Below are 24,880 nucleotides of genomic sequence, written 5' to 3'. Positions count from 1 at the left end.
AACATCGCCCACGACATAAAGATTATGAAATTATCAACACTCTTCGCGGCAGCCTTCGCCATCGTGGGCTTTTGCAACACAGCTTCTGCTGTAACCTACCCTCTGCCCACCGACGGCAGCCGTCTGATTGGCCAGAACCAGGTGATCACCATTCCGGAAGGCAACAAGCAGCCGCTGGAATATTTCGCCGCTGAATACCAGATGGGTTTATCCAACATGCTGGAAGCCAACCCGGGCGTGGACACCTTCCTGCCGAAAGGCGGCACCGTGCTGAATATCCCGCAGCAGCTGATCCTGCCGGACACTGTGCATGAAGGTATTGTCATCAACAGCGCGGAAATGCGCCTCTACTACTATCCGAAAGGCACCAACACCGTCATCGTGCTGCCGATCGGCATCGGCCAGCTCGGCAAAGACACGCCGATCAACTGGGTGACGAAAGTTGAGCGTAAAAAAGCCGGTCCGACCTGGACGCCTACCGCCAAAATGCACGCTGAATATGCCGCAGCCGGTGAACCGCTGCCGGCCGTTGTTCCTGCCGGCCCTGATAACCCGATGGGCCTGTACGCGCTGTATATCGGCCGCCTGTACGCTATTCACGGTACCAATGCTAACTTCGGCATCGGCCTGCGCGTCAGCCACGGCTGCGTGCGTCTGCGTAACGACGATATCAAATTCCTGTTTGAAAACGTGCCGGTCGGCACCCGCGTAGAGTTTATCGATGAGCCGGTAAAAGCCACTACCGAGCCTGACGGCAGCCGCTTCATTGAAGTTCACAACCCGCTGTCCACCACGGAAGAGCAGTTCCAGGGCGGCGAAATCGTGCCGATTAACCTGACCAAATCAGTACAGGCGATTACCAGCCAGACCGACGTAGACCAGAGCGTGGTCGATCAGGCGATCCAGAACCGTTCCGGTATGCCGGTGCGTCTGAACTAAAACGCATCGCGCAGAGTGGCGGGCCCGGTGCCCGCCATTTTTTTAACCGTTATTGACCAGAATAATTCCGCCGTGGTCGTAGCGATAGTGGCAATGGGCATACTCCAGCGGCGTACCGTCCTCCAGGTAGATCACCTGCTCCACCTCCAGCACCGGGTCGCTCGCTTCGCAGTTGAGATGCTCCCTGTCCAGCGCCTGCGGTTTCATCGCCCGCACCACCCGATACGATCCCATCATCTTCAGCCCCAGCGTCTCCTGCACGTAGCGAAATACCGAGCTTTCGAGATGCGTTTTATTCAGGCCAGGCACCAGCGCAACGGGCATCACGGTGAGGTCCAGCGACACGGGTTCCTCGTTGAGCAGCCGCAGGCGGACGAAATCATAGACCGGGGCATCGGCGTCAATCAGCAACGAGCTTTGCTCTTTTTCCGACGGAAAACGCAGCTCGAAGCGAATCACCCGGCTGGTCACTTCCCCTAGATGCTCCCAGGTTTTGGTGGCGCCAAAATAGTCGCTGCCGGGCAGCTCCCACTGCGACAGCTGGAGGAAGTTTTTGCGCACGAAGGTTCCCTGCCCCTTACGGGTGTAGATAAGGCCTTCGACAATCAGCTGGCGCATCGCCTGCTGGATGGTCATCCTGCTGGTGCTGAACTCCGCCGCTAAGGCGAATTGATCGGGTAACGGCGCGCTGGCGGGATACTGCCGGCTGATAATACGTTTTTTGATTTCCCGCGCGATACTCAGATATTTGGCCGTCATTCCCGGATCCTTTTACGTGTCTGATAATGGCTGGCGGGCAGAATATACCATCTGCCCGCGCGAGGCACCGCTACATCTCTTCACCGTGACTGCGGATGGCCCGCTTCAGCCAGGCATAGCTTTTCTTCGGGACGCGCTTAAGGTCCTTAAGGTCGTGGTTTTCACGGTTCACGTAGACAACCCCGTAGCGCTTGCGCATATCGCCCTGCGAACTGAGAATATCGATTAACCCCCAGCCCAGATAGCCAATCACCCGCGCGCCGTCCTCAAACATCGCCTCTTTCATGGCATTGATATGCTCGCGATGATAGGCAATGCGGTAATCGTCAGCGACCGGATTTTCGCCGTCCCAGGACTCAATCACCCCGATGCCGTTTTCAATCGGGAATACCGGCAGACGCCAGTCGTTGTAGTAGCGGGTAATGATGGTGCGAAAGCCCAGCGGGTCAATCTGCCAACCCCACTCGGTGGCCTGCAGAAAGTCATTCTTTTTATCGCCAAACTGCATGTAGTTGTTCACCGGCGTGCCCGGCGGGATCCGGTCGCTATCCAGCGCCTTGCTGGCGTAGTAGCTAAAGGCCAGATAGTCGATTTTAACCTGCGCCATCAGCGCCAGATCCTCCGCGCGGTAGATATCCGCGAAGCCTTCGCGGGCGACAACATGCATGACCTCCGGGCTGTAGCCCTCTCCGGCGAAGGCGCGCAGCAGGTTCTGATTTAAAAACTCATCGAGCTGCTGGGCGCAAAGGATATCGCGCGGTTTGCAGGTCGCCGGATAGACCAGCGCGTGGGCCAGCATGCCGCCCATCAGGCACTGCGGCTTCGCCTGATGCAGATACTGCGTCAGGTGCACGTGGGCCATCATCACGTGGTGCTGGATCTGATACAGCTCGCGCAGGGTCTTCTCGCCGCGCATATAGCCTGAAATCAGAAACGCGTCCGGCATGTGGTAGAGATTCTGTTCATTAAAGGTCAGCCACCACTTCACCTTGTCGCCAAAGCAGTCGATCATCTTCTGCCCGTAACGAATAAAGGTTTCCATCACCCGACGTTCGGTAAAACCGTTGTAACGTTCAGCCAGCGACAGCGGCATATCGAAGTGATAGAGACAGATCATCGGCTCAATGCCGCGGGCAAGCAGTTCATCGATAAACTGGTGATAAAAGGCGATACCTTCTTCATTGAACTCACCGTCGCCTTCCGGGCAAACGCGGCTCCAGGCAATCTGGAAGCGATAGCAGTTCATGCCCAAATCCTGCATCAGGTCGAAGTCTTCCCGGTAGCGGTGATACGAGTCGGTTGCCACCTTCCAGTCGGACGCAAATTCCGCCGGCTGGCGGATATCGTAAACCGACATCCCTTTCCCGCCCTCATTCCACGCCCCTTCGGTTTGCATACTGGAAACCGAGTTACCCCATAAAAAATCTGCCGGTAGTGTTCTGTTCATCGCTCGCACCTATGACTAGTCATATTAATTTCATGACTAGTCATATAAACGAAATTCTCCCGTCAGGCAAAGTCCAGGATCGCGTTTTGTGAGCGTAACAGATAAAAAAACCGGATCGCAAAACAGACGATCCGGTATGCAAGAGAGGAAGTTACTGCTTTGCGAGCTGGTCGCGACGGTATTCGCCCTGGCGCTCCAGCATCCAGCCCGGATACTCTCGCGGCAGCGCGCTGACCGCGTCAAGCCGCGCCAGTTCATCATCATTCAGGGCAATGCTGGTTGCCGCGAGGTTTTCGGCGAGCTGCTCTGCACGCTTCGCGCCAATAATCACGCTGCTTACCGCTGGCTGATGAAGCAACCAGGCCAGCGCGATTTGCGCCACCGAAACGCCCTTCGCATCAGCAATCTCGCGCATCACATCAATGCAGTCAAAAGCCCGCGCTTTGTTCACCGGCGGAAAATCAAACTCCTGACGGCGGCCGCCGCTCGCCGAATGCCCATCGCGATCGTACTTACCGCTGAGCAGCCCTCCCGCCAGCGGGCTCCAGACCATCAGGCCCAGGCCTTCGCTCTGCATCATCGGCACCAGCTCGCGCTCCAGATCCCGTCCGGCAAGGGTGTAGTAAGCCTGTAACGAGGCAAAACGCGCCAGCCCCAGACGTTCGGAAATGCCCAGCGCTTTGACTATCTGCCATGCCGCCCAGTTGGACACGCCGATATAGCGGACGTGCCCGTGCTGCACCAGGTTATCCAGCGCATACAGCGTCTCTTCGATCGGGGTCGCCGGATCGAAGCCATGGAGTTGATAGAGATCGATATGATCGAGCTGCAGACGACGCAGGCTCTCCTTCACGCTGCCGATGATGTGATAGCGCGAACTGCCGCGCGAGTTCACGCCTGCGGTGCCGGTTTCGCCAAACACTTTGGTGGCTACCACGACGTTTTCACGCGGCACTTTCAGATTCTTCAGCGCCTGGCCGGTAATCTCTTCCGAGCGCCCTTCTGAATAGACGTCAGCGGTGTCGATGAAGTTGATGCCCGCATCCAGCGCGCTGCCCACCAGCTTCTCTGCCTCCGTCTGGCGCAGCTGTCCCACTTTCCCCCACAGGCCGCCTTCGCCGCCGAAGGTCATGGTGCCCAGGCACAGCTCAGAGACAAAAAGGCCGGTGTGGCCCAGTTTTTGATAACGCATAGGACTCTCCTTCAATCAGGGTGATTCACCATCGTGAATAAAGTTATACCCCGGAAAAGGAGAGCGCGAATGTGGCATTTCTGTCCGTTTCTTGCCCAATTCTCTGAAAATCAGAGCTGCAGCAATCCATACCCCACCAGCGCCGCCCACAGCAGCATGGGCAGAGAATAGACGTGGAAACGCCACCAGATGCGGCGATCGCCGGCCATGCGCAGCGCAATCAGGTTGGCCAGCGAACCCGGCAGCAGGCCGAACCCGCCGACGTTTACCGCCCAGGCCAGCAGCACCGATGGTGGAACGTAATTGAGCAGCAGAATGGTCGCCGGGACGTTGCTGATAAACTGCGACAGGCCAATCGAGGTCAGCCACAATCCTCCCGCCGAGAGCTGGCCGACGCCGTTGAGCGCATGCTGTAGAACAGGGAGCTGGATCAGCAGGTGAACGTCAATAAACATCGCCATAAACACCAGCAGCAGCGTCCAGTCGACGTTGATAATCACCGCCCGCGCCAGCAGCAGAAAACCCAGCGCGATCAGCGCCAGTCCCCACAGCTCCTGCTTCAGCTCTAAAGCGATCAAAAAGACCAGATAGAACGCCAGGCAGCTCCAGACCAGCTTTGGCCGCCACGAGGGCGCCTTGTCGCTGCTCTGATAGTTGAGGTGCTTCGCAGGAAAGCAGAACCAGCACAGCACCAGCAGGGTAATCATCATCGCCGCCGCCAGCGGCAGCATCTGGCCGATAAAAGCCGGAAAGGAGAGACCTGAACGCCCCCAGAGAAGAATGTTTTGCGGGTTTCCGATAGGCGTTAACAACGACCCGGCGTTCACCGCCAGCGCTTCAAAAATGATTAACCGACTTGTCGGGATGGCACACCATTTTTTCAGGGTCAGCGTGAGCGGTACGACAATAAACAGCGCCACGTCGTTAGTTAAGAAGGTGGAAAGCAGCGCGGCCGCCAGCACCATAAAAATGGCCAGCTGGCGTTCGGTCACAAAGCGGCGCGCCATTTTGCGGCCAATGACGTCAAAATAGCCGCTAAGTTCGATACCTTTGGTCAGTAGCATCAGCCCGCTAAGGGTGATAATCGTATGCCAGTCAATGGCGTGAAGCCAGGAGGCGGGGGCAAACGGGACAAAGAAGCTTAAAACAACGCCGATAATCAGCAGCAGATGTAAAAAGCGGTCGCGGATCAGCGACTGAACAAAGACGAGGTTCATTCTCCCAGTGACCCCTGCTTGAGGGTAAACTGTTTAAACATTGCCAGCGTTTCTTCGCTGACGTGGTGCTCCATCCCTTCGGCGTCGCGACGAGCAATTTCCGGGCTAACGCCGATCACCAGTAAAAAGTTTTCGACGATCTGGTGGCGTTCGCGGCTTTCATGGGCCAGCTTCTCACCTTCCGGGGTCAAAAAGATCCCCCGCCAGGGGATCTGTTCGATCAGCCCGACGCTGGCCAGTCTTTTTAACATTTTCGCAACCGTTGGCTGCGACACCCCAAGACGCGCGGCCATATCGACCTGACGGGCTTCTCCCACTTCCATAATTAGATCGGAGATCAGCTCCACGTAGTCATCAATCAGCTCCCGACGATGCGCCTCGCGCACCTGACGAAACCCCTCAACGTGTTCTTCGACATTCACTAGCTGCGTCACTTTTTTTGTTATTGGCTTACCTGCGCGACGGTTCATTGTGCTTCCTCATTCCTGTGACGCATCAAGCATCATATAAAAGGATCCCTATTGTAATGGATCGCGCACAGAGAACAAAAAATTAACGTTTTAGCCATAGCTATAAAATATAGCCTGTGCTATATCTGTATGTAATACACACATCCTTCAAGGAGTGAAGGACGAAGTTACAGGAGGTCGAGATGCATGAATTCAAGAGGTGTTTAAACGTGTTTACCCATTCTCCTTTTAAAGTACGGTTAATGCTTGTCGGTATGCTGTGCGATCTGATCAACGGCAAGCCCCAGCAGGATAAACCCAACAACTAACGCGGCGTCGCGGTACGCCGCTTCATTTTTCTGTCATAATTTCCCGTCAAACTGGCTGATTACTCAGCGCTGCGGCAACTTTTTTCAAGTTTTGTAAGCTTCCTCCCAAAACAATCCGTTATGGATGGTTGACCTTAACATTTGCAAGCCCTATCTTTTGTCAGCCCTGCCACTACTGCGGCTCGCAGAGACCCTCTTCACGCACTGTCCAGCAGGTTTTACCCCTTGATGCCAGGGGACGCACATGGCTCTTTTTGATTGTTTACTATGAATGTCACGCTGAAAGAAACGCTGGTCGCCCGCGGACTGGTACTGAACCCATGGACAGGATTCTACTTTTTACAATCGCTGTTTATTAACCTGGCGCTGGGCTACGACTTTAGCCTGCTCTATACCGTTGCTTTTACCTGCGTGCTGCATCTTCTGTGGCGCAGCTTTCCGCGCGCGCAAAAAGTGCTGGTCGGCGTCTATTCGCTGCTGGCGGCCATGTACTATCCTTTTGGCCAGGCCTACGGCGCGCCTAACTTCAATACGCTGCTGGCGCTGCATGCCACCAACCTCGAAGAGTCCACCGAGATCCTGACCATTTTCCCGTGGTACAACTATCTGCTGGCCGTGTTTATCTTTGCGCTCGGCGTCATTGCGGTACGCCGCAAGCCGGAGACGTCGGCGCGCTGGGGGAAAATGGATACGCTGGGGCTGCTGTTCTGCACCGCGATTTTCTTTCTCCAGCCGGTGCAAAACCTCGCCTGGGGCGGCGTCTTTAAGGTTATCGATACCGGCTATCCCGCCGTCCGCTTCGTTAAAGATGTGGTGGTGAATAATAATGAAGTGCTGGATGAGCAGGCGCGAATGGCGCAGCTCGCCAATATGAAAGACAGCTGGCACGTGCTGGCGGTAAAGCCCAAATATCATCTGTATGTGGTGGTGATCGGCGAGAGCGCGCGTCGCGATGCGCTCGGCGCCTTTGGCGGCCACTGGGACAACACCCCGTTCGCCAGCTCGGTAAAAGGCTATCTGTTCAATGACTACGTTGCCGCCAGCGGTTCAACGCAGAAATCGCTCGGTTTAACCCTCAACCGGGTGGTCGATGATAAACCGCAGTTTCAGGATAACTTTGTCACCCTCGCCAACCGCGCCGGTTTTCAGACCTGGTGGTTCTCGAATCAGGGGCAAATTGGCGAATACGATACGGCGATTGCCAGCATCGCCAAACGCGCGGACGAAGTTCAGTTCCTCAAGAACGGCGATTTCGAGGCCAATAAAAACACTCAGGATGAGCAGCTATTAAAGCTGACCGCGCAGGTTCTTGCCACCCGCCGCACCCAGCCGCAGCTGATTGTCCTGCATTTGATGGGTTCGCACCCGCAGGCCTGCGACCGCACTAAAGGGAAATACGCGGTTTTTGTTCAGTCGAAAGAGACCTCCTGCTATCTCTACACCATGACGCAAACCGATACGCTGCTGAGCGATCTTTATACTCAGCTACAAAACTCGGGCGAAACCTTCTCGATGACCTATTTTTCCGATCACGGTCTGGCTTTTAAAGAGCGCGGGAAAGAGGTGCAGTATCTGGCGCACGACGATAAGTACCAGCAGAATTTCCAGGTCCCCTTTATGGTGATCTCCAGCGATGATAAAGCGCATAAGGTCATTAAAGCGCGGCGGTCCGCCAACGACTTCCTCAGCTTCTTTTCGCAGTGGACCGGCATCAGCGCTCAGGAGATTGCCCCGCGCTATCGTTTTATCTCGGAACAGAAGGCCGGCCCCATCTACATCACTAACTTCCAGCTGAAGAAAGTGGACTATACCCATCTGGGTACCGACGCGTTTACCGTCAATTAACTCAGGCGCGTGAATCGCAGGCAAAAAAAATCCGCCCCGTGAGGCGGATTTTTTATATCACAGGAGTGATTAGAAGCGGTAACCTACGCCAGCAATCCAGGTGCCAACGTCAACGTTACGAATGCGAGACTGCTCGTAGGAGAAGTCCAGAGCAACGTTTTCGATCGGGTTGAACTGCAGACCAGCACCGTAAGAGAAACCGTAGTCGCTCATGTCAGATTTGTTCGGGTAGCTGTTGTCCTGGAATTTACCGTAACCAACACCCACTACGCCGTAGATGCTCGCCCAGTCATTCAGACGGTAAGCCGGACCTGCGGTGATGCCGTAGTACTGGCCTTTTTTGTAAACGCCAGACTCAGAACGATCTTTTTCGGTGTAGGTGAAAGAACCGATAACACCCAGCGGGTTGTTGTCTTGCTCGTAGCGGTACTTCAGGTTGAAACCGCCTGCTTTGTTCGCTTCACCCTGCATGTCGCTCTGCGCGTAGCCACCGGTAACGGTAGAAGTCGCAGCGAAAGCAGTGGTACCTACGGATGCAGCCAGAACAACGGCCAGTGCTGAAAAACGTGCAATTTTATTCATAACCACCTCAAATGTGTTTCTAATAAGTCCTAAGCCTTAAATATAACAAAAACTTTTGGGAAACTCTTTTCACTTTACATTGTCTAACGTACTTTTTCATGTAACTAAAGGTTTCTACGTTTCTATAACAAACTGGAAAACAAACCTTTTTTACAAATATACTCCTATTAAGGCTCATAAAGCGCCAGACGTGTATCCAGATTATTCCTAATCTTCTGGTGAAATTATCTTCAACCCCGCGCTATTGTACTGCTTTTACACCCCTTTTTTTCAACATTAGCTCAACCGGCGCGGGGTAATTCATTTACACTGGAACCTTTACCGCATTTGACAAAATTGACAGGAGAAAGGATGCCCGGCTCGTCCCGCAAAGTACCGGCATGGTTGCCGATACTGGTTATTTTAATTGCCATGATTTCCATCCAGAGTGGCGCCTCGCTGGCCAAGTCACTCTTCCCACTGGTGGGTGCGCCAGGCGTTACCGCCCTGCGCCTCGCGCTCGGCACCTTCATCCTGGTGGTTATCTTCAAACCCTGGCGCCTGCGCTTTGCCCCGGAGCAGCGCTTGCCGCTGCTCTTCTACGGCCTGTCGCTCGGTGCGATGAACTACCTGTTCTATTTATCGATTCAACGCATTCCGCTAGGCGTCGCCGTCGCGCTGGAATTTACCGGCCCCCTGGCGGTGGCGCTTTTTGGCTCCCGTCGCCCCCTCGACTTCCTCTGGGTGGCGCTGGCGGTGCTCGGGCTGTGGTTTCTGCTGCCGCTGGGGCAAAGCGTGGCGCAGATCGATCCCGTTGGCGCGCTGCTGGCCCTCGGCGCTGGCGCCTGCTGGGCGGTCTACATTCTCACCGGCCAGCGCGCCGGCGAAGAGCATGGCCCCGCAACGGTCGCTATGGGGTCGCTGATCGCTGCAGTGGTCTTCGTCCCGATGGGGATGATCCAGGCCAGCGATACGCTCTTTCAGTGGGGGCTGCTGCTGCCGGGACTGGGGATCGCCATTTTATCGACCGCGCTGCCCTACTCTCTGGAAATGGTTGCCTTGACCCGCATGCCCAGCAAGACCTTTGGCACCCTGATGAGCATGGAGCCGGCTCTCGCCGCGCTTTCCGGGATGGTGTTTCTTGGCGAAACGCTAACCGCGACCCAAACGCTGGCGCTGGGGGCGATTATTCTTGCCTCGATGGGCTCCACGCTGACAATGCGTCGGGAAACGAAGATACAGAAGGTCGACATCAGCTAGCGAAAAGGAACTGATTGACGAGAAACTCAATCATCTCCTTAATTTATAAACTATTTTTCATAACTAACAGCCCTGCGCTATCAGACCGATAGAGACTACCGCCGCTGCAAAGCTCAAATCCGTTGCTATACTTAATTCCGCAAGTTATTGGGATGAGACGCTCCGAATAATTCGAATTTGAAGTATGACGAGTACAAATATCAAGAGGATATGACACTATGAGTACCGCAAAACTGGTTAAAACTAAAGCAACGAATCTGCTCTATACCCGTAACGACGTCGCTGATAGCGCGAAGAAAGCGACCGTTGAGCTGCTGAATCGCCAGGTGATCCAGTTCATTGACCTGTCTTTGATTACCAAACAGGCTCACTGGAATATGCGCGGTGCAAACTTTATTGCCGTTCATGAGATGCTGGACGGCTTCCGCACTGCGCTCGTCGACCACCTTGATACGATGGCAGAACGTGCCGTACAGCTTGGTGGCGTAGCGCTGGGTACGACTCAGGTCATCAACAGCAAAAGCCCGCTGAAAAGCTACCCGCTGGATATCCATAGCGTCCAGGACCATCTGAAAGAGCTGGCCGACCGCTATGCGATCGTCGCCAACGATGTGCGTAAAGCCATCGATGAAGCCAAAGATGAAGATACCGCTGATATCTTTACCGCCGCTTCCCGCGACCTGGATAAATTCCTGTGGTTCATCGAAGCCAATATCGAGTAAGGCCAACTGCCGTCAGCCACGCTGGCGGCTTTTTTTTTCCACTTCCCCGCCGCGCACCACTTCAGTGCATGAGAATGTACAAAATACGCGCAAAAGTAAATCAATTGTAATAATCACCTCACACAATCGTTACGCCGAGATTGTTTTAACATCAGGGTTTGCGTTAAAAATGCTCTTGTTATGCGATACCTTTATGACGCACCAAAACGGCGCCCCATATCGGTGCATTTAACGTTATCCGTTATCAAAATTGTGCAACAGGCGCCTTCCTGCTTGTTATAAAACAACAGGTTGTAAAAGTGGCATGATTTTTTCATAAGGCAACTCGTTCTCGCAGGGGATCGTCCCGTGGATATAAAAGGAAATGCTATGAAGTCTGTATTTAAAGTTTCACTGGCTGCACTAACCCTGGCTTTTGCGGTTTCTTCTCACGCCGCTGATAAAACACTGGTTGTCGCGACCGACACGGCGTTTGTACCGTTCGAATTTAAACAGGGCGATAAGTATGTTGGTTTCGACGTTGACCTGTGGGCTGCCATTGCGAAAGAGCTGAAGCTTGACTACACCCTGAAGCCAATGGACTTCAGCGGTATCATTCCGGCGCTGCAGACCAAAAACATCGATCTCGCGCTCGCGGGGATCACCATCACCGACGAACGTAAAAAAGCGATCGATTTCTCTGACGGCTACTACAAAAGCGGCCTGCTGGTCATGGTTAACGCGAATAATAACGATATTAAAGATGTCAAAGATCTGAACGGTAAAGTGGTTGCCGTGAAGGGCGGCACCGGTTCCGTTGATTACGCGAAAGCCAATATCAAAACCAAAGATCTGCGCCAGTTCCCGAACATCGATAACGCCTATATGGAACTGGGTACCGGTCGCGCTGATGCGGTTCTGCACGATACGCCAAACATCCTTTACTTCATCAAAACTGCGGGTAACGGCAAGTTCAAAGCGGTAGGCGACTCGCTGGAAGCGCAAAACTACGGTATCGCCTTCCCGAAAGGCAGCGACGAGCTGCGTGAAAAAGTGAACGGCGCGCTGAAAACGCTGCGTGAGAACGGCACTTACAACGAAATTTATAAAAAATGGTTCGGTACTGAACCCAAATAATAATTAGCGATACTCTCTTCCGGGCCTGCTGTGGTCTGGTAGACCTGGAGCTCTCCGGGCTACCCGTCAGCAGGCCTGAATAGTTTTCTCAGGGGGTTTTCCTCTGTTTTCGACACGGTAACAGGAACACATTATGCAGTTTGACTGGAGTGCCATCTGGCCCGCCATCCCAATTTTACTGGAAGGCGCCAAAATGACGCTGTGGATTTCGGTCCTCGGCCTGGTCGGCGGTCTGATAATCGGTCTGGTGGCCGGTTTCGCCCGCTGTTTCGGCGGCTGGATTGCCAACCACATCGCGCTGGTCTTTATCGAAATCATCCGCGGCACCCCGATTGTGGTGCAGGTCATGTTCATCTACTTCGCCCTGCCGATGGCGTTTAGCGATTTACGCATCGACCCCTTCTCAGCGGCGGTGGTGACCATTATGATCAACTCCGGCGCCTATATTGCGGAAATCACCCGCGGCGCGGTGCTGTCGATCCATAAAGGCTTCCGGGAAGCCGGCCTCGCTCTGGGCCTTTCTCGTCGGGAAACTATCCGCTACGTGATCCTGCCGCTGGCGCTGCGCCGTATGCTGCCGCCGCTGGGCAACCAGTGGATTATCAGCATCAAAGATACCTCGCTGTTTATCGTCATCGGCGTGGCCGAACTGACCCGTCAGGGCCAGGAAATTATTGCCGGTAACTTCCGCGCGCTGGAGATCTGGAGCGCCGTTGCGGTTATCTACCTGATCATCACCCTGGTGCTGAGCTTTGTTCTGCGTCGTCTTGAAAGAAGGATGAAAATCCTGTGATTGAATTTAAAAACGTTTCCAAGCATTTTGGCCCAACCAAGGTGCTGCATGATATCGATCTGAAGATCAACCAGGGCGAAGTGGTGGTGATTATCGGGCCCTCCGGTTCCGGTAAATCGACCCTGCTGCGCTGTATTAACAAACTGGAAGAGATTACCAGCGGCGATCTGATCGTCGACGGTCTGAAGGTCAACGACCCGAAGGTTGACGAGCGACTGATTCGTCAGGAAGCCGGGATGGTGTTCCAGCAGTTTTATCTGTTCCCGCACCTGACGGCGCTGGAAAACGTGATGTTCGGCCCGCTGCGCGTTCGCGGCGCCAATAAAGCGGCGGCAGAAAAACTGGCGAAAGACCTGCTGGAGAAAGTGGGCCTCGCGGAACGTGCGCACCACTACCCTTCTGAGCTTTCAGGCGGACAGCAGCAGCGCGTGGCCATTGCCCGGGCGCTGGCGGTTAAACCCAAAATGATGCTGTTTGATGAGCCGACTTCCGCGCTTGACCCTGAACTGCGTCATGAAGTGCTGAAAGTGATGCAGGATCTGGCCGAAGAAGGCATGACCATGGTTATCGTTACCCACGAAATCGGCTTCGCCGAAAAAGTGGCGTCGCGCCTGATCTTTATCGATAAAGGGCGCATTGCGGAAGATGGCGATCCGCAGATGCTGGTGAATAACCCGCCCAGCCCGCGCCTGCGCGAGTTTTTGCAGCACGTAGCCTGATGCCCCCGGCTCTCCCTTCGCGGGAGGGCCGCTTTCCAGAATCATCCCAACCTCGCTCTGCGGATCTCACCTTCTATACTTATTAGTTTGAGATGCAATGGAGGTGCCTGTGTCGCGGATTTTGTTACTGCTTGCCCTACTCTTCACTGCTCCGCTCTGGGCCGCGACGCTGCCCGGCGTTCCGGCAAGCACAGCGGACCAGTCCAGCAGTAGTGAACCCGATCTGGCGCAGAAGAAAGCGGCCTACGGCGCGCTGGCCGACGTGCTTGAAAACGCCGATGCCCGTCAGGAGCTTATCGAGCAGCTGCGGAAAGCCGCCGCCACGCCGCCGCCGGACAGTACGCCGAAGCTGACGCCGCCGGAAATAAAAGACGAGACCACGGTACTGGAGAACGTCACCCAGATCAGCCGCGAATACGGTGAACAGCTCTCGTCACGTTTTTCCCAGCTGTGGCGCAACATCACCGGTTCTCCGCACAAAGCGTTTAATTCTCAAACCTTCACCAGCGCCGCCTGGCATTTCCTGCTGCTGGCGGGCCTGGTCTTTGCGTTCTGGTGGCTGGTACGCCTGGCGGCCCTGCCGTTATATCGCAAGATGGGTCACTGGGGGCGGCATAAAAACCGCGACCGCAGCAACTGGCTTCAGCTACCTGCAACCATCGCCGGCGCGTTTATTTTCGACCTGCTTCTGCTGGCGCTCACCCTCTTCGTGGGCCAGCTTTTAAGCGATCGCCTGAACGGTAATAATCCCACTATCGCCTTTCAGCAAAGCCTGTTTCTCAACGCCTTCGCGCTGATTGAATTTTTCAAGGCCATTCTGCGGCTCATTTTCTGCCCCCGCATCCCGGAGCTACGCCCGTTCAACCTCAGCGATGAAGCGGCGAAATACTGGAACCTGCGCCTCAGCGCGCTGAGCAGCCTAATTGGCTACGGGCTCATCGTCGCGGTGCCGATTATCTCCAACCAGGTCAACGTACAGTTTGGCGCGCTGGCCAACGTGGTGATTATGCTGTGCATTACGCTCTGGGCGCTGTATCTGATATTTCACAATAAGAAATTGATTACCCAGGGACTCATCCATCTCGCCGACCGCTCGCTGGCCTTCTTTAGCCTGTTTATCCGCGCCTTTGCGCTGATCTGGCACTGGCTGGCCTGCGCCTATTTTATCGTGCTGTTTTTCTTCTCCCTGTTCGACCCCGGCAACAGCCTGAAATTTATGATGGGCGCGACGCTGCGCAGCCTGGCCATTATCGGCGCCGCCGCGCTGGTCTCCGGTATTCTGTCGCGCTGGATTGCGAAAACCATCACCCTGTCGCCGGAAACCCAGCGCAACTACCCCGAACTGCAAAAACGGCTGAACGGCTGGATCTCTGCGTCGCTGAAAGCCGCGCGTATCCTGACGGTCTGCGTGGCGATCATGCTGCTGCTCAGCGCGTGGGGCCTGTTCGATTTTTGGCAGTGGATGCATAACGGCAGCGGGCAAAAAGCGGTGGATGTGCTGATTCGTATCGCGCTGATCCTCTTCTTCTCGGCAATTGGCTGGACGCTGCTCGCCAGCCTGATTGAGAACCGGCTGGCATCGGATATTCACGGCCGCCCGCTGCCCAGCGCCCGCGCCCGAACGCTGCTGACGCTGTTTCGCAACGCGCTGGCGGTGGTCATTAGCACCATTACTATCATGATCCTGCTTTCGGAAGTGGGCGTGAATATCGCCCCGCTGCTGGCCGGCGCAGGCGCGCTGGGTCTGGCGATTTCGTTCGGCGCGCAAACCCTGGTTAAAGATATTATTACCGGGATTTTTATCCAGTTTGAGAACGGCATGAATACCGGCGATCTGGTGACCATCGGGCCGTTAACCGGGACGGTAGAACGCATGTCGATTCGCTCCGTCGGCGTACGCCAGGATACCGGCGCCTATCATATTATTCCGTGGTCTTCGATAACCACCTTCGCCAACTTCGTGCGTGGTATCGGCTCGGTGGTGGCCAACTATGATGTTGACCGGCAAGAAGATCTGGATAAGGCCAACCAGGCGCTGAAAGACGCGGTCGCGGAAGTGATGGCGCAGGAAGAGATCCGCGGGCTGATCATTGGCGAGCCCTCTTTCGCAGGATTGGTGGGCTTAAGCAACACCGCCTTCACCCTGCGCGTCACCTTTACTACCCTGCCGCTGAAGCAGTGGACGGTCCGTTTCGCCCTTGATACTCAGGTAAAACGACACTTTGACCTCGCGGGCGTGCGGGCGCCGGTACAAACTTACCAGGTCCTGCCGATGCCAGCGCCGGTGGGACCGCCGGCTCCCGCCGAGCCGACGTTATAAAGGCCGGCGGCGTTTGGCTTCGTCCATAAAGGTCCAGGCGATAAAGCGGCTCTGCTTATTTCCCTGGGCCATCTCTTTTTTCACCACTTTCAGCGCACCGACGTCGGTCAGCGCACGGTAGAGCGGCGGCAGATTGTCGCCGCGAGAAACCAGCGAGGTAAACCATTTCACCTGACGGCCAAACTGCTGGCTTTCCTGAATCATCTGCGTAATAAAAGCGACCTCGCCCCCTTCGCACCACAGCTCCTGCTGCTGGCCGCCAAAGTTCAGCACGCTCTCCTCGCCCAGCCCCAGGTTGCGACGCTTACGCTCACCGCCCGCCTGCGCGCTGGCGGCGGAATCATGGAACGGCGGGTTGCACAGGGTCGCGTCGTAGGTCTCATTTTTATGAATAATGCCGGTCAGAATCGCTTTGGCGTCTTTTTGACGACGCAGGCGGATCTGGCGAGTCAGGCCGGGATTGCCGTTGACGATAGCCTGGGCGCTGGCGAACGCCTCGGCGTTCACTTCGCTGCCGGTAAAGCGCCAGCCGTACTCGTGCACGCCAATGAGCGGATAGATGCAGTTTGCGCCAACGCCAATATCGAGAATGCTGGCGTTGGCCGGGATGGTTCCGCTATCCAGCGCCAGCAGATCGGCGAGATGATGGATGTAGTCAGCCCTGCCCGGCACCGGCGGGCAGAGAAAGCCGTCGGGTATATCCCAGTGTTTCACCGCGTAGAAGTGCGCCAGCAGCGCTTTATTTAGCGCCTTCACCGCCAGCGGGTTAGCGAAGTCGATGGTCTGCTCACCCACCGGGTTAAGGGTGATAAAGCCCTGGAGCTCAGGGTGGGCCTGGCACAGCGCGGGCAGGTCGTAGCGTTGTTGGTGACGGTTACGCGGGTGTAACCCCGGTTTCTGGGCTTTCATGGCAATCTCCTTTGAACAGCCGCGTAAGATACCCGTTGACGGCGACGCGGTAAATAAGTGAGTCTGGTTATCTCTTTTTTTGTCACGGGTGTCGTATGTATTTCTACCAACCTTCGCACGGACACGGGCTGCCGCACGACCCGCTTAACGCCATTATCGGGCCGCGCCCCATCGGCTGGATAGCCTCCCTTGATAACAACGGCCAGCGTAACCTCGCGCCGTACAGTTTTTTCAACTGCTTTAACTATCGGCCGCCGATTATTGGTTTTGCCAGCAGCGGCTGGAAAGATAGCGTACAGAATATCGCTGAGACTAAAGAGTTCGTCTGGAATCTGGCCACCCGCCCTCTGGCGGTCGCGATGAACGAAACATCCGCCACCCTCCCCCATAACGAAGATGAATTCATCCGCGCCGGGCTGACTGCCGCTCCCAGCCGCATCGTCAGCGCGCCGCGGGTCGCCGAAAGCCCGGTAAACTTCGAGTGTCGTCTCTCGCAATGCATCCAGTTAACCACCGCCGAAGGGCAAGCGGTTGACACCTGGCTGGTGCTGGGCGAAGTGGTGGCGGTGCATATCGATGAATCGCTGCTGGATGACGGAATTTATCAGACCGCCAAAGCCCAGCCGATCCTGCGCGCCGGAGGACCAAGCGCCTATTACGGCATCGACGAAAGCCTGCGTTTTGATCTTATTCGTCCGGACGCCCGCTAAGCCTACTTCCCGGCCGGCAACATCTCCGTTGCCCAGGCCGGACTGCTGATTTCCGTATCCCCCGTTAAGCTCCCCCCGTACGCTTTATGTAGGAAAATTGCAGTCAATGTAAATAAATGTATTTATTTTTTTATAAATGAGTGATAGAAATTCGCCTGTCGTTTGATAATGATTATCACAATCATTATCAAACTCATTGCTTTTGTAAAAAATCACCTGCAGTGGTCGGGGCGAAGCAACGCTTCGTCTGCGGTCGTTATGGCCTAATTAAAATTATAAGTCACTTATTGATATGGAAAAAAATAACAATTTGCCGTTCAGCAGTTTTCACTCGCTCACTCTCTTCACCGGCTTATGCCTGAGTCTTTCTCCGACCGGCCAACTGCTTGCCGCGGATAGCACTGAAAAAAATAGCGGCGAAACGCTGGTGGTCGAAGCGCAGACGCCATCGCTGTACGCGCCGACCCGCTCCGCCGACCCTAAATTTTCACGCCCGATCGCCGACACCACGCGGACGGTTAGCGTGGTTTCCGAGCAGGTGATGAAGGACCAGGGGGTCACTAACCTCACCGACGCGCTGAAAAACGTTCCCGGCGTCGGCGCTTTCTTTGCCGGCGAAAACGGCAACTCGACCACCGGCGACGCCATTTACATGCGCGGTGCGGACACCTCCAATAGCATTTACGTCGACGGTATCCGCGATATTGGCAGCGTCAGCCGCGATACGTTTAATACCGAACAGGTCGAAGTCATCAAGGGACCGTCAGGCTCCGACTATGGGCGCAGCGCGCCGACCGGCTCGATCAATATGATCAGCAAACAGCCGCGCCTCGATTCCGGTATCGACGCCTCCGCCAGCGCTGGCAGCGCCTGGTTCCGACGCGGCACGCTGGATATTAACCAGGCCATTGGCGAAACCAGCGCAGTGCGTCTGAATCTGATGGGCGAGAAAACCCACGACGCGGGCCGGGACAAGGTGAAAAACGAGCGTTACGGCGTCGCACCATCGGCGGCATTTGGTCTCGGCACCGAGAACCGCCTGTATCTTAACTATCTGCACGTAACCCAGCACAACACCCCCGACGGCGGCATTCCTACCATCGGGCTGCCGGGCTATTCCGCCCCCAACGCCGGCACCTCGGCGCTGAATCACTCCGGCAAGGTCGCCACCAGCAACTTCTACGGCACCGACTCCGACTACGATGATTCCACGACCGATACCGTGACGATGCGCTTCGAGCACGACCTGAGCGACACGACGACGATTCGCAACACCACCCGCTGGTCTCGCGTGAAGCAAGATTATCTGATGACCGCGGTGATGGGCGGCGCGTCAAACATTACCCAGCCAAACCCCAACGATGTGGGCACCTGGACCTGGTCGCGCCTGGCGAATACCAAAGACACCAGCAACAAGATCCTGACCAACCAGACTAACCTGACATCGACGTTTTACACCGGCGCTATCGGTCATGACGTCAGCACCGGCGTGGAATTCACCCGTGAAACCCAGACCAACTACGGGGTATATCCGCTCACGCCTCCGGCGGTGAATATTTACCATCCGAACAGCGACATCTCCATCGGCGGCCTGAACCGCAGCGGCGCTAACGCCAACGGACAAACGGATACCTTCGGCGTCTATGCTTTCGATACCCTGCAAATTTCCCAGGACTTCGAACTTAACGGCGGGATCCGTCTGGACAATTACCAGACCAAATATGATAGTGCCAGCCTGTGCGGTGGTACCGGACGCGGCGCCATCGCCTGCCCGACCGGGGTCGCGAAAAATACCCCCATCACCACCGTCGATACCTCAACCAGCGGTAACCTGGTTAACTGGAAGGCCGGCGCGCTGTACCACCTGACCGATAACGGCAATCTCTACGTCAACTACGCTGTCTCCCAGCAGCCGCCGGGAGGCAGCAACTTTACCCTCGCGCAAAGCGGCACCGGCAGCAGCGCCAACCGAACCGACTTTAAACCGCAGAAGGCCAAAACCAGCGAAGTCGGCACCAAGTGGGAGCTGATGGATAAGCGCCTGCTGCTGACCGCCGCCCTCTTCCGCACCGATATTGAAAACGAAGTCGAGCAGAACGACGACGGCAGCTATTCGCAGTACGGTAAGAAGCGCGTTGAAGGCTATGAGATCTCTCTGGCCGGTAATATCACGCCCGACTGGCAGGTTATTGGCGGCTATACCCAACAGCACGCCAGCGTTCGTGAAGGCGCGAACACCGCCCAGGATGGCACCAGCGCGCTGCCGTATACGCCAGAGCACGCGTTTACCCTCTGGAGCCAGTACCAGGCTACCGATGCGATCGCCGTCGGCGCGGGCGCGCGATACGTCGGCAGCATGCATCGCGGCAGCGACGGCGCGGTCGGCACGCCTTCCTATACCGAAGGCTACTGGGTGGCCGATGCTAAAGTCGGCTATCGCATTAACCGTAATCTCGACCTGCAGCTGAACGTCTATAACCTGTTTGATACCGACTACGTCGCCTCGATTAACAAGAGCGGCTACCGTTATCACCCGGGCGAACCGCGAACCTTCGTGCTCACCGCCAATATGCACTTCTGATCCACCCCGGGGCGTCTGCGCCCCGTTTTCTCCGGAGATAAAACGATGATGTATCATATTCCCGCCGTTCTCAGCTCTCAGGAAGTGGACGATTTTATCGCTCAGCTGCAGCAGGCGGAATGGGTCGACGGCCGCGTGACAACCGGCGATCTGGGCGCCCAGGTCAAAAATAACCAGCAGGTTGATACCCACAGCAATCTTTACGGCGAACTTCAGGGCAACGTACTGGCGGCGCTGAATCGCAGCTCGCTGTTTTTTGCCGCCGCGCTACCGAAAGCGATTTCCAGCCCGCTGTTTAATCGTTATCAGCAGAGCGAAACTTATGGTTTCCACGTCGACGGCGCGGTACGCAGCCAGGCGCAGGGAGGCTGGATGCGCACCGATCTTTCCGCCACGCTCTTTTTAAGCCCCCCGGAGAGCTACGAAGGCGGTGAGCTGGTCGTGAACGATACCTACGGACAGCATTCGGTTAAGCTCCCTGCCGGGGACCTCGTGCTCTATCCTTCAAGCAGCCTGCACTGCGTCACTCCGGTGACCTCTGGCGTTCGCGTCGCCTCGTTCTTGTGGGTTCAGTCAATGATCCGCGACGATAAACGCCGCAGTATGCTGTTTGAACTGGATGGCAATATTCAGAAATTAAAAAGCCGCCACGGCGAAAGCGACGAAGTCCTGTCTCTGCTTAATCTTTACCATAACCTGCTGCGCGAATGGTCAGAGATCTGAGCCTTGCCTGGTCATTTTTTACCCCCATATTCTCTATACTAAAGAGAGGCGAGATAGCGAGGTGAACTATGGCATCAGGATGGGCGAATGATGACGCGGTGCAGGAACAGATCGACAGCACCATCAACGACGCGATAGCTCGGGCGCGAAACGAACTGTCATCGGGGGAAAGCAACAAATTTTGTGAAGAATGCGGGGAGCCGATTCCTGAGGCGCGCCGACGGGCGGTGGCGGGGGTGAAATACTGCGTAAAATGCCAACAGGAGAAAGATTTACATAACAATACATTTTCAGGATATAATCGCAGAGGATCCAAGGATAGCCAGCTTCGCTGACCAATATTTACCGTTCATTACGCACATCGCGTTATCTTTTCGCGCACGTTTTTTGGCAAACGGCGTGGCAAAATGTGCCCTTCCAGCCCCCCGTTCGCCGCCCCGACCTGTTTCGCCGCCGCCGGCTAAAATAATTTATTAATATTCAATAAATTAATAATCATTCAAAAAATTAGATTGAGACTGTTAATTTCCTTCGATTTTATCTCCCGCTAAAAACCGTGATACTTATCACATCGACGGAACATCGTCCCCTATACAGAACAACCTGCGAGAGATTAACTATGAAAAACATCAAATATGCTGCCGCCGCTATCGCCCTTTCCGCTCTGTCTTTCGGCGCGTTCGCCGCTCAGCCGGTGACATCGGCTCAGGCAGAGAGCATGAACAAAATCGGTGTGGTTTCTGCTGAAGGCGCGACGACGCTGGATGGACTGGAAGCTAAACTGGCTGAAAAAGCCGAGGCCGCTGGTGCAACCGGCTATAGCATTACCTCCGCTAACAGCAACAACAAACTGAGCGGTACTGCGGTTATCTATAAATAATCGTCAGTTATCCCTGTAGCAACAGCAACACCCTGTAATGCCACTGTTTTAACCCTGTAAGATCCTTTAATACCCTTGCCTTGCCCGTCCATGCCACTGGACGGGCTTTTTTTTGCCTGCCGATACGGTTACCAGCTCTCAGCCACCTTCGCCAGCCCCTGCTCCAGAGAGGAAACGACGCCGGTCGCCACCAGACAGCAGGCCAGCTGAATTTTCAGCGATTGCGGCAACGGCTCGCTCCCTACAGAACAGCGCTCAATCCAGCGCGCGGTCACTTCGGGATCTTTTGACGCCGGCAGGACGAGCGCCTGCTCCGCTGCGCCATCCTGACGCTCGTTAACCACCCGCGTACCGGCCGCGTCAATCAGGCTAATCTGCGGGCAGCGCTGCGGGTTAGCGTAAACTTCGCCTTCAGTACCGTGCATCAGCAGCGCCCGGCCGCCGATCCCGGCAAAAAATTTCGCGACCCGACCGACGTACTCAGGGTGCGAAACGCTCGACAGGCGCAGCGCCGCATCTTCGGCAAACGGCGTCGCCAGCTTGGCCAGGGTGTGGGCGCTGTTACGCACGCCCATGCGCCAGCGCATCGCCAGCTGTTTTTCCAGCGGCGGACAAAATACGCCGACCGGCACGTAAACCGGCTGGTGGCTGTCTAACCGCGCCTGTGCCTGGCCCGCGTGAAGCGTCGCCGGGATCCCCATCAGGTCAAAAATGGTTTCCGTCAGCACGCGGGTGGGATCGTGGCTCACGCCGTGAACAATCACCGGGAAGCCAAGCTTATGCAGAAGCACGGCGAGCAGAGGCGTCAGGTTGGCCTGCTTGCGCGCGCCGTTATAGCTGGGGATCACAATCGGCATCGGTTTGCCGACCGGCGGCGTCAGCTTAATGGTGTGCTCCTGCATCGCTTCATAGAAGCCCTTCATCTCCGCTTCACCTTCGCCCTTAATGCGCAGGGCAATAAGAATGCCGCCGAGCTCAAGGTCAGGCACCTCGCCGTTAAGCATCCGCGAGTAGAGCGCGCGCGCCGTCTCCACGTCCAGGTCGCGAGCGTGGTTTTTTCCGCGCCCGACTTCTTTAATGATTTTGCTGTAGTCCATTGCAGGCTCCTCTGAGCTTCTCACCGCGTCGACATTGCACCGCTAACGCCGTTTGCGACGCGTCTGTTTTGTTTTAGTTTTTACTATAACCTCAGGGACGGCTGGCTGCTCTATCGGAAATACGGGTAATGCATTCAATAAGCGCTTACCGTAGTTTTTGGTCAACAGGCGTTTGTCATAAATCACCACCTCTCCCCAGCAGCTATGGCTACGGATCAGGCGGCCAACCTGCTGAATCAGGTTGAATGACGCGCTGGGCAGGCTCTGAACTTCGAACGGATAGCGGTTGAGGCTTTTGAGCCATTCGCCTTCGGTGATCACCACCGGGCTGTCAATCGGCGGGAAAGCGATCTTGTGGATATGCACCTGGCTTAACAGTTCGCCTTTTAAATCCAGCCCTTCCGCGAAGGATTGCAGCCCAACCAGTACGCTGCGCTCGCCGCCTTCAACGCGTTTGCGATGCAGCTCGACCAGCCGGTAGCGAGGTTTATCCCCCTGAACCAGCAGCAGCAGGCGCAGATCGGTAACGTGTTCGAGAAAGCGCTGCATCGCTCTTCCGCTGGCGAAGAGCACCAGCATGCCGAGGTGCTTTTTGCTCTCGACCTGCTCCCGGAAATAGGCGGCCATCTCGGCGATATGCTGCTCTTCGTTATCGATAAGCGGTTCGTAATGCATCTGCGGAATGACGATTTTGCCCTGTTCGACGTGGTTGAAGGGCGAGTCCAGGGCCACAAAGCGATCTCCCGCCTTCTCTTTCAGCCCGCTCATCTCCTGCAGACGAGAAAAACTATTCAGCGAACGCAGCGTCGCAGAGGTGACGACGATATGCGGAACGCTGCGCCACAGCAGCCTCTCCAGCTGATCGCTGACGCGGATCCCCACGCAGTGGAACCAGATATGCATCTGGCCATCCCGCAGGTCGCGGGTGACCCACTTAGTCACAGGCGCGCCGGAGGACTGCGCCAGCGATGCCAGCCGCCACAGTTTACTTTGGCTTTCAAACATCCCCAGCGCGCGGTTCATCTGCAGCAGAACCCGGTGCAAACGCACCACGTCGTGGCTGCCGGTTTTTTCGCCCAGATCGTTAAGGAACAGCTCCGGCAGACCGCGCAGCGTCTCGGTGAGCTTCGCCAGCCGCTGGCAGATTTCCATCACTTCCGGCGGCAGCTCTCCCATCGGGAAGCGGTGCTCCGCCTCCTGCCCGGCCGGCATGTACAGGTTGAGAATATTATTCAGGGAGGAGATGAGTTCGTAGAGCTCCTCGCAATGCCCATTCAGGCGCTCGGGATTCGCCAGCGGCGGCGTGGTTTTAGGGCGAAACTGCTCCATACAGGTCGCGACCAGCTTCGTAAAAAGATCCAGCTGCAGGCGGTACCAGGGGGCGGTGATTTCCGCGCTCATTTCCAGCGCATCGCGGGCCACCTCCGGAAGATGGTGGCCTTCATCCAGCACCAGCAGCAGATGCTTCGGTTCCGGCAGCACCGCTTCGCTTTCCATCGCCGCCATCACCAGCGCGTGGTTCGCCACCACTACTTCCGCTTCCTGGATTTCCCGGCGGGCGACAAAAAACGGACATTCGCGATAATAGTGGCAGTTACGGTTCAGGCAGCTGGCTTTATCGGTGCTAAGGCGGCTCCATAATGAATCATCCACATTTTTATCGGTATGATCGCGCAGGCCGTCCCATTTGTAGCTATCAAGGTCCGCTTTCAGCGTCGCGCACAGCTTCTGTTCCGCCTGGTTGTTAGGCGTGAGTTCGTCATCAAGAAAGGCCAGTAAATCCTGCTGCGTTGGCTCGGTGCTGGCAAGCGCGGCCAGGTTACGCGGGCAGACGTAGCGCCCGCGGCCAAAAGCGGCGGTAAATCGCAGGTCGGGAATGATTTTGCGCAGCAGCGGCAGGTCTTTACTGTAGATTTGGTCCTGCAGAGCAACGTTGGCGGTACTGACCACCAGCGTTTTTTGTTCTTCACGGGCAATGGCGATGCCGGGAATCAGGTATGACAAGGTTTTGCCGACGCCGGTCGGGGCTTCTATCGCCAGATGTCGCCCCTCTTCCCCGGCGAGCGTCTTCGCCACATCGGCGATCATCTGCCGCTGCGGAGGACGGGGAATAAAGTCAGGGATTTGTTCCTGAAGCGCCTTATACCAGGCGGCGATTTGCGCTTTCAGCGCTGCGGTCAAAGCCATGAGAAAACCTGAATACTGTATAAACAGCCACTATTGTGCCATTTTTTAGCCGTCGGAAGGAACGTCTTTCTGAGCAAACTGGAATCACGCTCGAGGTTAGGCATGAGCGAAGGGCGTCCGGGTAA

The 24,880-nt window shown here is 55.9% G+C and carries 23 protein-coding genes; 14 read left to right on the top strand and 9 right to left on the bottom strand.

Annotation, left to right across the window (positions count from 1 at the left end; genetic code table 11):
* The first annotated feature begins 24 nt into the window (after positions 1-24).
* Positions 25-939: a L,D-transpeptidase gene (ldtB, locus tag HMPREF1144_RS20150; RefSeq protein WP_004130773.1), complete on the top strand. Its 915-nt coding sequence runs from the start codon at positions 25-27 to the stop codon at positions 937-939.
* Positions 940-981: 42 nt separating this feature from the next.
* Here ldtB and HMPREF1144_RS20145 read toward each other — a convergent pair whose 3' ends face one another.
* The 5 genes from HMPREF1144_RS20145 to mntR form a co-directional block, all read right to left on the bottom strand.
* On the bottom strand, positions 982-1,698 hold the full coding sequence (locus tag HMPREF1144_RS20145) for a GntR family transcriptional regulator (RefSeq protein WP_004849131.1): 717 nt from the start codon (positions 1,696-1,698) through the stop codon (positions 982-984).
* Positions 1,699-1,768: 70 nt separating this feature from the next.
* Positions 1,769-3,145: a glycoside hydrolase family 1 protein gene (locus tag HMPREF1144_RS20140; protein ID WP_009653830.1), complete on the bottom strand. Its 1,377-nt coding sequence runs from the start codon at positions 3,143-3,145 to the stop codon at positions 1,769-1,771.
* 151 nt (positions 3,146-3,296) lie between these two features.
* Positions 3,297-4,337 (bottom strand): aldo/keto reductase, encoded by a 1,041-nt coding sequence (locus tag HMPREF1144_RS20135; protein WP_004849127.1) that lies wholly within the window; start codon positions 4,335-4,337, stop codon positions 3,297-3,299.
* Between the two features lie 110 nt (positions 4,338-4,447).
* The gene (locus tag HMPREF1144_RS20130) at positions 4,448-5,554 is read right to left on the bottom strand and encodes an anion transporter (RefSeq protein WP_004849124.1); all 1,107 of its coding nucleotides are present in this window, start codon (positions 5,552-5,554) and stop codon (positions 4,448-4,450) included.
* Positions 5,551-6,024 (bottom strand): manganese-binding transcriptional regulator MntR, encoded by a 474-nt coding sequence (gene mntR / locus HMPREF1144_RS20125; RefSeq protein ID WP_004130763.1) that lies wholly within the window; start codon positions 6,022-6,024, stop codon positions 5,551-5,553. Before mntR ends, HMPREF1144_RS20130 begins: the two co-directional genes overlap by 4 nt.
* Positions 6,025-6,206: 182 nt before the next feature.
* Between mntR and mntS the strand changes: the two genes are divergently transcribed.
* On the top strand, positions 6,207-6,332 hold the full coding sequence (gene mntS, locus HMPREF1144_RS20120) for a manganase accumulation protein MntS (RefSeq protein WP_004849120.1): 126 nt from the start codon (positions 6,207-6,209) through the stop codon (positions 6,330-6,332).
* A 267-nt stretch (positions 6,333-6,599) separates the two neighbouring features.
* The gene (locus tag HMPREF1144_RS20115) at positions 6,600-8,177 is read left to right on the top strand and encodes a phosphoethanolamine transferase (protein WP_009653836.1); all 1,578 of its coding nucleotides are present in this window, start codon (positions 6,600-6,602) and stop codon (positions 8,175-8,177) included.
* A gap of 69 nt (positions 8,178-8,246) precedes the next feature.
* Here HMPREF1144_RS20115 and ompX read toward each other — a convergent pair whose 3' ends face one another.
* Positions 8,247-8,759 carry an outer membrane protein OmpX gene (gene ompX, locus HMPREF1144_RS20110; RefSeq protein ID WP_004130755.1) on the bottom strand — a complete coding sequence of 171 codons (513 nt, stop codon included), beginning with the start codon at positions 8,757-8,759 and terminating at the stop codon, positions 8,247-8,249.
* 351 nt (positions 8,760-9,110) lie between these two features.
* On the opposite strand from ompX, the gene rhtA reads away from it, so the two are divergent.
* The 6 genes from rhtA (at position 9,111) to ybiO (ending at position 15,668) form a co-directional block, all read left to right on the top strand.
* The gene (gene rhtA, locus HMPREF1144_RS20105) at positions 9,111-9,998 is read left to right on the top strand and encodes a threonine/homoserine exporter RhtA (RefSeq protein WP_004849115.1); all 888 of its coding nucleotides are present in this window, start codon (positions 9,111-9,113) and stop codon (positions 9,996-9,998) included.
* A gap of 218 nt (positions 9,999-10,216) precedes the next feature.
* A complete protein-coding gene (dps, locus tag HMPREF1144_RS20100; protein WP_004130751.1) occupies positions 10,217-10,720 on the top strand; it encodes a DNA starvation/stationary phase protection protein Dps in 504 nt (167 codons plus the stop codon).
* Positions 10,721-11,089: 369 nt separating this feature from the next.
* Positions 11,090-11,836 (top strand): glutamine ABC transporter substrate-binding protein GlnH, encoded by a 747-nt coding sequence (gene glnH / locus HMPREF1144_RS20095; protein WP_004849110.1) that lies wholly within the window; start codon positions 11,090-11,092, stop codon positions 11,834-11,836.
* A gap of 133 nt (positions 11,837-11,969) precedes the next feature.
* Positions 11,970-12,629 (top strand): glutamine ABC transporter permease GlnP, encoded by a 660-nt coding sequence (glnP, locus tag HMPREF1144_RS20090; protein ID WP_004100490.1) that lies wholly within the window; start codon positions 11,970-11,972, stop codon positions 12,627-12,629.
* Positions 12,626-13,348, top strand: coding sequence for a glutamine ABC transporter ATP-binding protein GlnQ (gene glnQ, locus HMPREF1144_RS20085; protein WP_004849106.1), 723 nt, complete (start codon positions 12,626-12,628; stop codon positions 13,346-13,348). The genes glnP and glnQ overlap by 4 nt, the downstream gene beginning before the upstream one ends.
* Before the next feature lie 109 nt (positions 13,349-13,457).
* Positions 13,458-15,668 (top strand): mechanosensitive channel protein, encoded by a 2,211-nt coding sequence (gene ybiO / locus HMPREF1144_RS20080; RefSeq protein ID WP_009653791.1) that lies wholly within the window; start codon positions 13,458-13,460, stop codon positions 15,666-15,668.
* On the opposite strand, the gene rlmF is transcribed toward ybiO, so the two are convergent.
* Entirely contained in the window at positions 15,663-16,577 is a 915-nt protein-coding gene (rlmF, locus tag HMPREF1144_RS20075) for a 23S rRNA (adenine(1618)-N(6))-methyltransferase RlmF (RefSeq protein WP_004849098.1), read from the bottom strand. The two genes, ybiO and rlmF, sit on opposite strands and share 6 nt — an antisense overlap.
* A gap of 95 nt (positions 16,578-16,672) precedes the next feature.
* On the opposite strand from rlmF, the gene HMPREF1144_RS20070 reads away from it, so the two are divergent.
* The 5 genes from HMPREF1144_RS20070 to ybiJ all read left to right on the top strand — a co-directional run bounded on the left by HMPREF1144_RS20070 (position 16,673) and on the right by ybiJ (position 21,471).
* On the top strand, positions 16,673-17,287 hold the full coding sequence (locus HMPREF1144_RS20070) for a flavin reductase family protein (protein ID WP_004849096.1): 615 nt from the start codon (positions 16,673-16,675) through the stop codon (positions 17,285-17,287).
* A 292-nt stretch (positions 17,288-17,579) separates the two neighbouring features.
* Positions 17,580-19,868, top strand: coding sequence for a catecholate siderophore receptor Fiu (locus tag HMPREF1144_RS20065; protein ID WP_009653821.1), 2,289 nt, complete (start codon positions 17,580-17,582; stop codon positions 19,866-19,868).
* A 45-nt stretch (positions 19,869-19,913) separates the two neighbouring features.
* Positions 19,914-20,591, top strand: a complete 678-nt coding sequence (gene ybiX, locus HMPREF1144_RS20060; RefSeq protein WP_004849092.1) for a PKHD-type hydroxylase YbiX — start codon at positions 19,914-19,916, stop codon at positions 20,589-20,591.
* Positions 20,592-20,659: 68 nt separating this feature from the next.
* The gene (locus HMPREF1144_RS20055) at positions 20,660-20,926 is read left to right on the top strand and encodes a DksA/TraR family C4-type zinc finger protein (protein ID WP_004130731.1); all 267 of its coding nucleotides are present in this window, start codon (positions 20,660-20,662) and stop codon (positions 20,924-20,926) included.
* Between the two features lie 284 nt (positions 20,927-21,210).
* Entirely contained in the window at positions 21,211-21,471 is a 261-nt protein-coding gene (gene ybiJ, locus HMPREF1144_RS20050) for a DUF1471 family protein YbiJ (protein ID WP_004130722.1), read from the top strand.
* A gap of 128 nt (positions 21,472-21,599) precedes the next feature.
* Here the strand turns inward: ybiJ and ybiB are convergent, their stop codons facing one another.
* Positions 21,600-22,568 (bottom strand): DNA-binding protein YbiB, encoded by a 969-nt coding sequence (gene ybiB / locus HMPREF1144_RS20045; RefSeq protein ID WP_004849088.1) that lies wholly within the window; start codon positions 22,566-22,568, stop codon positions 21,600-21,602.
* 42 nt (positions 22,569-22,610) lie between these two features.
* The gene (dinG, locus tag HMPREF1144_RS20040; RefSeq protein WP_009653832.1) at positions 22,611-24,755 is read right to left on the bottom strand and encodes an ATP-dependent DNA helicase DinG; all 2,145 of its coding nucleotides are present in this window, start codon (positions 24,753-24,755) and stop codon (positions 22,611-22,613) included.
* Positions 24,756-24,880: the final 125 nt, after the last annotated feature.

The sequence above is a fragment of the Klebsiella sp. OBRC7 genome (assembly GCF_000293135.1).
Taxonomy (GTDB): domain Bacteria; phylum Pseudomonadota; class Gammaproteobacteria; order Enterobacterales; family Enterobacteriaceae; genus Klebsiella; species Klebsiella michiganensis.
The sequence above is the reverse complement of the archived record's forward strand: the minus strand, read 5'-3'. Positions and strand labels throughout refer to the sequence as shown.